10 protein-coding genes and 1 pseudogene are annotated in these 11,766 nt (G+C 60.2%); 10 read left to right on the top strand and 1 reads right to left on the bottom strand.

Features of this window, described 5'->3' with window-relative positions:
* The first annotated feature begins 7 nt into the window (after nucleotides 1-7).
* From denD to ACA064_RS09620, 8 genes and pseudogenes are all read left to right on the top strand, one after another.
* The gene (gene denD, locus ACA064_RS09655) at nucleotides 8-982 is read left to right on the top strand and encodes a D-erythronate dehydrogenase (protein ID WP_497673143.1); all 975 of its coding nucleotides are present in this window, start codon (nucleotides 8-10) and stop codon (nucleotides 980-982) included.
* Nucleotides 983-1,002: 20 nt separating this feature from the next.
* Nucleotides 1,003-2,295 carry a 3-oxo-tetronate kinase gene (otnK, locus tag ACA064_RS09650; RefSeq protein ID WP_497673142.1) on the top strand — a complete coding sequence of 431 codons (1,293 nt, stop codon included), beginning with the start codon at nucleotides 1,003-1,005 and terminating at the stop codon, nucleotides 2,293-2,295.
* Nucleotides 2,292-2,930, top strand: a complete 639-nt coding sequence (otnC, locus tag ACA064_RS09645) for a 3-oxo-tetronate 4-phosphate decarboxylase (protein ID WP_497673141.1) — start codon at nucleotides 2,292-2,294, stop codon at nucleotides 2,928-2,930. The genes otnK and otnC overlap by 4 nt, the downstream gene beginning before the upstream one ends.
* A 54-nt stretch (nucleotides 2,931-2,984) precedes the next feature.
* On the top strand, nucleotides 2,985-3,776 hold the full coding sequence (gene otnI / locus ACA064_RS09640; RefSeq protein WP_497673140.1) for a 2-oxo-tetronate isomerase: 792 nt from the start codon (nucleotides 2,985-2,987) through the stop codon (nucleotides 3,774-3,776).
* A 163-nt stretch (nucleotides 3,777-3,939) separates the two neighbouring features.
* Nucleotides 3,940-4,473 (top strand): sigma-70 family RNA polymerase sigma factor, encoded by a 534-nt coding sequence (locus ACA064_RS09635; protein ID WP_497673139.1) that lies wholly within the window; start codon nucleotides 3,940-3,942, stop codon nucleotides 4,471-4,473.
* A complete protein-coding gene (locus tag ACA064_RS09630) occupies nucleotides 4,466-5,002 on the top strand; it encodes a DUF4880 domain-containing protein (protein WP_497673138.1) in 537 nt (178 codons plus the stop codon). Before ACA064_RS09635 ends, ACA064_RS09630 begins: the two co-directional genes overlap by 8 nt.
* 92 nt (nucleotides 5,003-5,094) lie before the next feature.
* A pseudogene (locus ACA064_RS09625) lies at nucleotides 5,095-7,461 on the top strand (TonB-dependent receptor).
* A gap of 278 nt (nucleotides 7,462-7,739) precedes the next feature.
* Entirely contained in the window at nucleotides 7,740-8,684 is a 945-nt protein-coding gene (locus ACA064_RS09620) for an alpha/beta hydrolase (protein ID WP_497673137.1), read from the top strand.
* Between the two features lie 10 nt (nucleotides 8,685-8,694).
* On the opposite strand, the gene ACA064_RS09615 is transcribed toward ACA064_RS09620, so the two are convergent.
* Nucleotides 8,695-10,506: an ABC transporter ATP-binding protein gene (locus ACA064_RS09615; RefSeq protein ID WP_497673136.1), complete on the bottom strand. Its 1,812-nt coding sequence runs from the start codon at nucleotides 10,504-10,506 to the stop codon at nucleotides 8,695-8,697.
* A gap of 247 nt (nucleotides 10,507-10,753) precedes the next feature.
* Here ACA064_RS09615 and ACA064_RS09610 point away from each other — a divergent pair, with 247 nt between their 5' ends.
* Together ACA064_RS09610 and ACA064_RS09605 are read left to right on the top strand one after the other, a co-directional pair.
* Nucleotides 10,754-11,167: a VOC family protein gene (locus ACA064_RS09610; RefSeq protein ID WP_497673135.1), complete on the top strand. Its 414-nt coding sequence runs from the start codon at nucleotides 10,754-10,756 to the stop codon at nucleotides 11,165-11,167.
* Nucleotides 11,168-11,367: 200 nt separating this feature from the next.
* On the top strand, nucleotides 11,368-11,760 hold the full coding sequence (locus tag ACA064_RS09605) for a hypothetical protein (RefSeq protein ID WP_497673134.1): 393 nt from the start codon (nucleotides 11,368-11,370) through the stop codon (nucleotides 11,758-11,760).
* The last annotated feature ends 6 nt before the right edge of the window (nucleotides 11,761-11,766 follow it).

Here is an 11,766-nt window from a genome sequence, read left to right as displayed (position 1 = left end):
GTAACTCATGAAAATTCTCGTGACCGGCGCAGCCGGCTTCCTTGGCCGCCGCCTGATCGAAGCCCTGCTACTGCGTGGCTCGCTCACCGACCGCGCTGGCCAGACCCAACCCATTACTCAAATCGTCGCCTTCGATAGGGTAGCGCTCGAGGGGATCGATGATCCTCGGGTAAAGGTGGTGTGTGGCGATATCGCTGACCCTGAAGTGCTGGACAGCCTGATCGATGCAACCACTGACAGCATTTTCCATTTGGCTGCGGTGGTTTCCAGCCAGGCGGAAGGCGACTTCGAACTGGGCATGCGGATCAATTTCACCGCGACCCAGAATCTGCTCGAACGTATTCGCCTGCTCGGCACCTGCCCGAAATGGGTGATGACCAGCTCTGTCGCCGTGTTCGGCGGGCAATTGCCGGAACGCGTCAGGGATGATCACGTCTGGGCGCCGCAGAGTTCCTATGGCACGCAAAAAGCCATGAACGACCTGCTGCTCGCCGACTACAGCCGGCGAGCATTCGTCGATGGCCGCAGCCTGCGCATGCCGACCATTGTGGTGCGCCCGGGTAAACCAAACCTGGCCGCTTCCAGCTTTGCCAGCGGCATCATCCGCGAACCGCTCAACGGCCAGGACAGCGTGTGTCCGGTGCCCCTGGATACCCGGCTGTGGCTGATGTCGCCCGCGCTCGCCATTCAAAACCTGATCCATGGTCATGAGCTCTCAAGCGAGCAATTGACCCAGGGCCGCGTGATCAACATGCCTGGGCTGTCCATTACCGTCGAACGGATGATCGACGCACTGCGTCAGACCGCGGGCGAAGAGGTTGCCGGACGGATTCGCATGGAGCGCAATCCTGCGATCGAACGCATCGTCGGTTCGTGGCCAGGAGCCTTTTGCGCCACCTACTCCCGGGATCTGGGGTTCACAGCGGATGAGAATTTCAACGATGTGATCAAGCAGTTCATGAATGAGTATCTGCCCGGATAAACCAGATTAAGGAGCTCAACATGTCGACTGCCCCTACCCGCCCCTTGCTGGGCTGCATCGCTGACGATTTCACCGGTGCCACTGATCTTGCCAACATGCTGGTGCGCGGCGGCATGCGCACCGTACAAAGCATCGGCATACCCGGTGCCGATGTCGCCGATCAACTCGACGCCGACGCTATCGTCATCGCCCTGAAGTCTCGGACTGTGCCGGCCGCCGATGCCGTCAAGGAAGCGCTCGAAGCGTTGCGCTGGCTGCGTGAGCGTGGCTGCGAACAGATTTTCTTCAAATACTGCTCGACCTTCGACTCTACCGCTGCCGGCAATATCGGTCAGGTAAGCGAAGCCCTGCTTGGCGCGCTGGACAGTGATTTCACCCTCGCGTGTCCCGCCTTCCCGGAAAACGGTCGCACGGTCTTTCGCGGGCATTTGTTCGTACAGGACCAGTTACTCAGCGAGTCAGGCATGCAGCATCACCCGCTGACACCGATGACTGACGCCAATCTGGTTCGCGTGCTGCAATCGCAGACCCGGGGCAACGTCGGCCTGCTGCGCTATGACACTGTTTCCAAGGGCGTCGAGAGCATTCGAACCCGCATAGCGCAGCTTCGCGCCGACGGTATTCGCATGGCGGTCGCCGATGCCTTGTCCGATGCCGATCTTTATGTGTTGGGCGAAGCCTGCGCCGATCTTGCGCTGCTGACAGGTGGCTCGGGGCTGGCGCTGGGCTTGCCGGATAACTTTCGTCGTGCCGGTAAATTACGTGACCTGGACGCCGCTCAAGTGCCAACGGTCGAAGGCGGCGAAGTGGTTCTCGCCGGCAGCGCTTCGCAAGCCACCAATGGGCAAGTAGCGGCCTGGCTGCAGGCAGGTCGTCCGGCCTTTCGTGTCGACCCGCTGGCATTGGCTGCGGGAGAACCGGTCATCGAGGAAGCGCTGGCCTTCGCCCGTGACAGCGCAGAAACGGTGCTGATCTACGCCACCAGCACCCCGGATGAGGTCAAGGCCGTACAACGTGAGTTAGGTACCGAACGCGCGGGGAATATGGTCGAGCAGGCCATGGGCAGGATCGCCAGCGGGCTGCACAAGACAGGTGTTCGTCGCTTTGTGGTCGCTGGCGGGGAAACCTCGGGGGCCGTGGTTCAGGCACTGAATATCCAGCTATTGCAGATCGGTGCGCAAATTGACCCCGGCGTGCCCGCTTGCGTCAGTACGCCCGGGGAACCGCTGGCCCTGGCGCTGAAGTCCGGCAACTTCGGTGGCCCTGATTTCTTCGCCAAGGCGCTCAATCAACTGGCAGGAGTTCAAGCATGAGCAACGAAAACGCCTTGCGTGAAGAGATTTGTGAGGTCGGCGGTCTTTTGTATGACCGTGGTTACACGGTGGGCAGCGCCGGCAACATCAGCGCCCGGCTGGATGACGGTTGGCTGATCACACCCACGGACGCCTGCCTGGGCCGTCTCGACCCGGCCTCGATTTCCAGGGTTAATCTGGCAGGCGAATGGGTCAGCGGAGACAAGCCATCAAAAACCCTGGCCTTGCACCGTCAGGTCTATGATCGCAACCCCGCTGTCGGAGGCGTGGTGCACACCCACTCGACTCATCTCGTGGCGTTGACGTTGGCCGGGGTCTGGCACCAGGATGACATCCTGCCACCGCTGACCCCCTATCAAGTGATGAAAGTCGGGCACATCCCGTTAATCCCCTATGAACGTCCCGGTTCACCTAAGGTGGCCGAGCGTGTTGCGCAACTGGCCAACAGCGTGCGTGGTGTAATGCTGGAGCGGCTGGGTCCGGTGGTGTGGGAAAGCTCGGTATCCAGGGCGAGCTATGCCCTGGAAGAACTTGAAGAAACGGCTCGCCTCTGGCTGATGAGCAATCCCAAACCGACCCCGCTCGACCGAGCGGCACTGGATGAGTTGCACGAGGTTTTTGGTGTGCAGTGGTAGTTCTCCAAGTGCTGCCTTGGCCGTTCATTTGATGTTTTGATTTCAGGAGTCTCCATGCCTCGTTTCGCTGCCAACCTCAGCATGCTCTACCCGGAACACGACTTTCTTGACCGTTTCGCCGCGGCCGCCGCCGATGGTTTTCAGGCGGTGGAATACATGTTCCCCTATGACTACAGCGCGCAACAACTGAAACAGCGGCTCGACGACAATGGGCTGGTCCAGGCCCTGTTCAACGCTCCGCCCGGCAATATGACGGCAGGCGAAAAAGGCACCGTGTCCTTGCCTGGCCGTGAATCAGAGTTTCGTGCCGGTTTCGACCAGGCGCTGGAATACGCCGCAGTACTGGGCAATGACCGCATTCACGTCATGGCCGGACTGCTGGCGTGCGAAGCAGACCGTGCCAGACACCATGGGACCTACCTGGAAAACCTCAGCCACGCGGCGAAAGAAGCGGCCAAGCTTGGCATCACCGTTTTGCTGGAGCCGATCAATACCCGCGACATTCCGGGCTTTTTCCTCAACCACCAACATCAGGCCCAGGCCATCTGCAAAGAAATCGGCAAGGCCAATCTCAAGGTCCAGTTCGACATCTACCATTGTCAGATCGTAGAAGGTGACGTGGCGACAAAGCTGCGTCGGGATTTCGACGGTATCGGTCATATTCAGATCGCCGGTGTGCCGGATCGCAACGAACCGGACATGAGCAATGAGTTGAATTATCCCTACCTGTTCGAGCTGATCGATCAATTGGGTTACAGCGGCTGGGTGGGTTGCGAGTACCGACCGCGCGGCAACACCTCCGAGGGTTTGAAATGGTTGCGCGATTGGCAGGGCCGGTCGATCTAGGGCGAGTCATTGCAAAACTGGTTGCTGTTTGCGCTTACACCCACGAGGAGAACTGAGCAGAAACTTCAAGATCATCAGGTCTTGAACGTCGCGCTGCAACATGACAGCATTCGCAACTGCAACAGTTTCCCATTTGCGAATTATCTTCGTTCGAGGTTTTGTGGTGTCGGGCCAGTCCGCTTCTTTCCTCTCCGAGCTCTACCGTGGGCATCATGGCTGGCTGTTCGGCTGGCTGCGCAAGAAACTCGGTTGCCCTGAAAATGCCGCCGATCTGACCCATGACACCTTCGTCAAACTGCTGGGCCTGGACAGCGTGCCGACGCTGCAAGAGCCACGGGCCTATCTGCTGGTGGCGGCCAATCGGTTGTTGATCAACCAGTATCATCGCCGCCGGGTCGAGGAAGAAACCCTGCGCAGCATGGTCGTGCTGCTCGATCAACAGAACCAGCAAGGCCCGGAACAGATCATTGCCGTGCGTCAGTTGCTCGGCAAGGTCCTGCAGTTGTTGCTCGAAGAACTGGACGAGAAACCGCGCAAGGCTTTTCTGCTGGCGCGGGTCGATGGCTGTTCCTACGCCGAAATCGCCAGGCAACTTCAGGTATCCGAAAGCAGCGTCAAGCAGTACCTGGCCAAGTCGCTTGCGCACTGCCATGCGCGTTTGTTCGAAGTCTCGCCCGAGGGCTTGAACGATGACTGACGGCCACACTCAGGAGCAGATCCGCGAGCAGGCTGCGCTTTGGCTGGTGCGTCTGGACGAGGGGCCCTCGCCTGAAGAGCTGGCCGAATTTACCGCCTGGCACAATGCCGATGTACGCCATGCGCGAGTATTCGAACAACTCCAGCAGCTCTGGCAATCCCTGTCGCCGCAACCGAAAACCAGGTCCCGTCGCACCCGGATGATTGGCGCGGCCCTGGTGTTGCCGGCGGCGATCGCCCTCGGCCAGTTTCTACCGGTGCAGAACTGGCTGGCCGTCGCTCCTGAATCGGTCGCTTCGACGCGCGGTCAGCTGATCTTTCACGACCGGCCTCTGCCCGAAGTACTTGCCGAAATTGAACAGCATCGCCGGGGGCTGATCTGGGGCTCGGATGCGCGGTTGCAGGCCCTGCGCTTCACCGGCGTGCTGCCCCGGCAAGACAGCAACGCCGCCCTGGCCTTGTTGCAGGCTGCCTTGCCGATTCGCATCGAAACCTACAGCACGTATCTGGTGCGGGTGCGGCCGCGCTGAGGGTTGACGAAAAAAAATCTTCAACACGACTGCCCGATTTCGTTTCAGCCCGGTCATTGGAGTTAATACAGTCGATTCCATGGGCAACACCAATGACCAACCAGACCTTTTCACTACTGTTTCGCCTGAGCGCCCTGGCCCTCGCCTTGAGCTGCGCCGCACCGGCCTTTGCCGAAACCGCGGCGGACACTTATCACTTCGAACAGGCGAGCCAACCGCTGGCCACCGCACTGACCGCGCTGGCCACTCGGACCGGACTGTCCATCGGCGTCGACGCGACGCTGCTGCGGGACAAATCGGCACCGTCGCTCAAGGGTGACTACAGCGTGGAACAGGCGCTGCAAGCCTTGTTGCGCGACAGTGGGCTGCAATGGCACTTCAGCGGGAAGAACAGCGTCACTCTACAACCGGCTCCGGCCCCGCTAGAGCTGGGCAGCGGCTCACTGTCGCTGTCCGACACAGTGGTTACTGCCACTCGCAGCGAAGCCAGCATCGCCTCGATTCCCGGCACCGTACAGCTGATCCAGGCGCAGCAGATCGCCCAACAGTCCGCTGCCGGGCGCAAGGTCGCTGATATTCTCGGCACGCTGGTACCGGGGCTGGCGCCCTCCTCCGGGACCATGAGCAACTATGGCCAGACCATTCGCGGGCGTAACGTTCTGGTGCTGATCGACGGTGTTTCGCAGAACGCCAGCCGTGATGTATCACGCCAGCTCAACAGCATCGCCCCCTCGAGTATCGAACGCATCGAAGTGATCTCCGGCGCCAGCAGCCTGTACGGCGCGGGCGCTTCGGGAGGGATCATCAACGTCATCACCAAACGAAATGAGGGGCAGCCACTGGCGTTGAGCAGCCGCGCAGGCATCAGCACCGCCGACAATTTCAACCGCAAAGGCTTTGCCTACGAAGGGTTCCAGAGCGTGACCGGGCGCGAGAAAGACTTCGACTGGTACCTGTCCGCCGACCTGTTGCAACGCAACGACCAGTTCGATGGCAACGGCAAGCGCATTGCCCAGGAGGCCTTTCAGGGCAGCAACATGGACACCGAGAGCCATGACTTGCACGCCAGGTTTGGCTTCGATCTGGATGATCAGCGGCGCGTGAGCCTCTCCCTGCAGGAATACGAAGACAAGCAAGACACTGGTTACGTGGCCGGCTCGCGCAATGGCGAGTCGGTGGCGATCAAAGGCTTGCAGTTGAGCGACCAGCCTTTCACCCATAACCAGGCAGTGAACTTCAACTACAGCGATCGCGACTTGTTCGGCCAGCAACTGCGGGTGGAAAGTTACTGGCGCAAACAGGAAGCGCGTTTCTTCCCTTACAACTGGGGCGCCAATGCCGGGGTCGTCGCCTCCGAGAGCGAGGCCGAGGTCTATGGCCTGCGCACCGCCGTGGAAAGCGCCCTGCCAAGCATCGGCAGCGCCACCGGCAGCCTGGTCTGGGGCGCCGACTTCGAGAACGAACAAGTCAGCCAGCATGGCGACCGCTACAACGTCGACGGCCTGGTCTACACCCCGACCGGCCAGCGCTACGCGTTCGGCCCGGACATTGAAACCAACACCACCGCGCTCTTCGCCCAGTAGACTTGGGACATCGGCGACTGGACCCTGCGCGGTGGCGCACGGCACGAGTGGATTCACAGCGATGTCGCCGATTGCGTCGCCTTTGGTGGCATCTGGCAAGCGGGTGTGGCCGAGGAACTGCCAGGCGGCACCCTGAAGTACGAAGACACCCTCTACAACCTCGGCGCGGTCTACCACATCAGCAGCGCGCAGGATGTGTTCGTCAACTTCAGCCAGGGCTTCTCGCTACCCGATATCCAGCGCTTCCTGCGTGACGTGCGCGCCAGTTATGACATCCACGACCTCAACGCTCAGGCGATCAAGGTCGACAGTTACGAACTGGGCTGGCGTGGTGACTGGGACTCGCTGCAGGCCAACGTCACACTGTTCGAGAACCGTTCGGACGTGACTCAGTACTACGACTCAGTCACTCGAGCGCAACGCCTGATCGACCAGAAAGAACGCGTGCGCGGCGTCGAGACCAGCCTGACCTACCACCTGGATCAAGCCTGGTCGCTGGGCGGAACCTATGCCTGGACCAAAGGCGAAACCCGACAGAACGGCGAATGGCTCGACCTGCCCGCAACCCGCATCTCGCCGGCCAAGACCACCGCCTTCGTCACCTTCGACCAGGACGACTACAACCTGCGCCTGCAGGCCATGCGCCTGGAAAGTTACGACGCCGGGTTCCAGGATGGCAACGGCCGCAAAATCGAAGGCTACACCACAGTCGACCTGCTGGCCGGAGTGGCGCTGCCGGTTGGCAAGCTGGAGATGGGCGTCTACAACCTGAGCGATCGTAACTATGAAACGCTGTACATGCAGGCTAATGCGGCGGCGCCTTATCCCCATGCTGAAGGGCGACGGTTGGCGGTTAGTTATGCGGTGGATTGGTAAGGGGGTCTGCTGATTATTGAATCTACACATCTTTTAAGGGCTGCCGAATACACAAGTTCGGTGTGTACTGCGACGAGATGTGTATATACCTGTGGATTGTTGAGGGGAGGTACAGCAGCGTCTCCCCCCAATAGTTGCACGATCACCTGTGGCCGGTGCCCGCAGCCGGGGCAGCAATTTGTAACTCATTGCCCCTCTACGATGGTCGGAAAAAATCACTCTCGCCCGGGCACTTCTGTTAAAAACCGTTCTTCATGTCTGCGCCGATGGACCCGCCAATGCCCTCTTCCCTTCTCACTCGTCTCGGACGACGCTGGATGCCGCTGCTGTGCATGGCCGCGCTGATCGTCGGCCTGCCCCTGGGTTGCGGAGTGCTTGAGCATAAAGAACGGGAATTGCTGTTTCGCATTGAGCCAGGCAACGCCCGTTGGTACAGCGGCTTGCCCGACAGCGTTCAGGAATTCGAGCTGCAGCCCAAGAGTTTCAAGGCCGGGCAAAGCATTCATGGCTGGTGGTGGCCGGCGGAGCGCGCGAATGCGCCGGCGATTCTTTATCTGCACGGTGTGCGCTGGAACCTCACTGGACAGCTGTTTCGCATCGAAAAATTGCGCGCACTTGGCTATTCGGTGCTGGCCATCGACTACCGCGGCTTCGGTCAGAGCCAGGGCGATCTTCCGTCGGAAAGCAGTGTGTACGAAGATGCGCGAATTGCCTGGGAGCGTCTGAAAGTCCTGCAACCGGATGCGAGCAAACGGCTGATCTACGGCCACTCACTCGGTGGCGCGGTGGCGATCGATCTGGCGGCCGAACTGGGCCAGACCGCTGCAAAAGACCAGACCCCGGTGCCCGCCCGAGGGTTGATCATCGAGTCCACCTTCACTTCCCTGGCCGATATCGCCACCGCAATGGCCAACACCTCTCTGCCGGTACGTTGGCTGCTGTCGCAAAAATTCGACTCCATCGACAAAATCGCCGGGATTCACATGCCGTTGCTGGTGGTCCATGGCCTGGAGGACCGCTACGTGCCGCCGCGTTTCAGCGAGCAATTGTTCAACGCTGCCCATGAACCCAAGCGTCTGTTGCTGGTGCCCGGTGCGACGCACAACAATAGCATCAGCCTGGGTGGGCCAGCCTATCGCAAGGCGCTGGATGCCTTGATGCAATCGCAGCCGCCAGCACAGGTCGCCGGGCCGGCTGTGTCGTATAGTTCTCGAGACTCATAAGCCCCCTGGCCTAGCGGTAACCCCGGGCCTGCAAGCTGAACAACTGCGCATAACGCCCGCCCGCAGCGATCAGGCTGTCGTGATTGCCTCGCTCAAGGATCGACCCCTGATCCAGCACGATAATGTGGTCGGCATTGCGCACGCTGGAGAAACGGTGAGAAATCAGCAAGGTCATCCGGCCTTCAGTGTGCTGGCTGAAATGCTCGAACACCGCCGCTTCCGCTGCCGGGTCCAGTGCCGAGGTCGGCTCATCCAGAATCAGGATATCGGCGTTGCGCCGCATGTATGCGCGGGACAAGGCGATCTTCTGCCATTGCCCGCCGGACAACTCCTGCCCACCGGCAAACCAGCGCCCTAATTGCGTGGCATAACCTCGGTCCAGACCTTCGATGAAAGGTGCGGCCATGCCCTCGGCCGCAGCTTCCTGCCAGCGCTGTTCATCATTGAAAGCCAGGGTGTCACCCACGCCAATGTTCTCGCCCACGGAGAATTGATAGCGAATGTAGTCCTGAAAAATCACCCCGACACGCCGCCGCAAAGCATCCTCCTGCCACGCCTGCAAATCGCTGCCATCCAGCAGAATACGACCCTGATCGGGACGGTACAGCCGAGTCAGCAATTTGATCAGCGTGGTCTTGCCCGAACCATTCTCCCCCACCAGCGCCAAGCTGCGACCCGGCACAAGATGCAGGTCGATGCCCTCCAGAGCGGCTCGACTGGCACCCGGGTAGCGGAAACACACGTTCTCGAAGCGCAAACCATCGCCGGGCACCGCGCCCACCGTGAGATTTCCGTTATCGGCCACCACGGGTTCGGCCAGGTATTCATAGAGACTCGACAGGTAAAGACCATCTTCGTAGAGACCGCTGATGGCGCTCAGGCTGCTGCTCACCGCCGTCTGCCCCTGCTTGAACAACACCAGATACATGGTCATCTGCCCCAGGCTGATGCTGCCGTGAACGGCATCGACCACGACCCAGGCATAGGCCAGGTAAAACGCGCTAGTGCCCAGCAGACCGAGGACAAATCCCCAACCGTCCCGGCGTAGCGTCAGGCGCCGATCTTCGGCATAGAGACGGGCGAACGTTTCTCGATAACGCTTCAACAGCAACGGCGCAAAGCCGAACAGCTTGACCTCTTTGATGTAGCCCTCATGGGAGAGCAGCGTCTCGATGTAAGTCTGTTGACGACTCTCCGGCGCGCGGCGGGTGAAAAGTCGAAAGGCATCCCCGGAGAAATGCGCTTCGGCAAAAAACACAGGCAACGCACCGACCACCAGCAGCACCAGTGCCCAGGGCGAAAAATGCACCAGCAACACGCCGAAGCTGATCAACACGATCAGGTTCTGGATCAGCCCCAACGACTTCATCACCAGCGCCAACGGCCGGGTCGAAGCTTCGCGCCGCACCCGCACCAACTTGTCGTAGAACTCGGAATTCTCGAACTGCACCAGCGACAGCGTCTGGGCTTTCTCCAGAATCATCGTGTTGACCTTCTGCCCCAACTGCACCCGCAACAGCGACTGCTGGACCGACAGTGCGCGCTGGGTCCCGGACAGCAACGCGAGCACACCCGCCTCCAACAGCACGTAACGCAGCACCGGCCACAACGGCGCACTGCCCTGCTGCGCGTGCAACTGCATGGCGGCAACCACCGCATCGACGATCCGCTGCCCCAACCACGCCGCCAGCGCCGGAAGCACCCCGGCGATCAGCGTCGCCAGCACCAGCCCCAGGAACAACCCGCGAGATGTGCCCCAGACCAGCATCAAGGCGCGTCGCGCCTGGTCGAGCAGCGAGGCGAAACGGGAAAGGACAGGCATAGGACGATGGACTCGGCAGGCGATAAGCGCAGTGGGGTGGTGCGCCATCTCAACAATGGCTCATGGTACTTCAGCTCAACAAGCGCAGGAGGCGATAAGCCTCGCCACCTCGATAAAAAAAACATCTAAAAAAACACCACCGCCCACCGCGTTTTAGCGCTTTGCTACTTGGAGTCAACGCCCATCGGGATTTGCAGACGAGCTTCACCTAGAGCCGATGTGCCCTCTTCATTACCGGGAACTGAACATGAAAATCAATCCCTACCTGATCTTCAACGGCGACTGCAAAGACGCCTTCACCTTCTACGCAAAAAGTCTGCAAGGCACGATCGAAGTCATGATGACCTTCGGCGAAAGCCCGGCTCGCGAACACTTTCCGGAAGATCTTCACAACCTGATCATTCATACCCGCTTGCTGGTGGGTGATCAGGCGATCATGGGCTCGGATACCACACCTGATCGCCCCACCAAGGGCATGAGCGGGTGTTCAGTTTCGTTGAATGTCGACAGTGTTGCCGAGGCGGAGCGGGTGTTTGGGGCGCTGGCGGACGGTGGCAGCATTGAAATGCCGTTGGAGGCCACGTTCTGGGCGGCGCGCTTCGGGATGTTGGTTGATCGTTTTGGCGTGTCGTGGATGGTTAATTGTGAAAAGGATCAGTGAGCCTGGTCTCAACGTTCTTTCAAGGCATGAAAAAGCCCAACCTGAAAAGGTTGGGCTAACGGATTCACGCCCCGCCACCACTCTCTGGCAACTCCTGAACCGTCTGCTACCGTCAACAAGCCACCCCGTACAGCAGCGGATTTCTTCGGAGCAAACCAACTATGCCAGCCCATGACGTGTCTTGGTCCACTCGTTTCAGAATGTCACTGCTTGCTGGAGGGCTCACCGCCACCCTGCTGCTCGCGCTGAGCGGTTGCGCCACAGTCGATGCCCAGACCACCGCCTACGTGGGCGTGGAACATCCCGCGCCGACGATGGCCAGCGAGGTCGAAGTGTTGCGCACCGAGCCCACTCGCCCCCATGTCCGATTGGGTGAAGTGCTTATCGATGCGAGCGTCGACCCCGCCCCGCCCATTACCGAAGTCGAACAAAAACTCCGGGAAGAGTCCGCCAAGCTCGGAGGCGATGCCGTGGTGGTGGTCTACGACCATATCCAACCGGTTGCCGCCTATGTCAGCGGACCATTGTGGAGTCGCGACATACAAACCATCCAGGGCCGTAAACTCAAAGGCATCGTGATCAAGTACCAATAGCGGCCA

The organism is Pseudomonas sp. LBUM1658, assembly GCF_059716055.1.
Note: the sequence above shows the minus strand (reverse complement) of the source record. Positions and strands in the feature narration are given on the sequence as shown.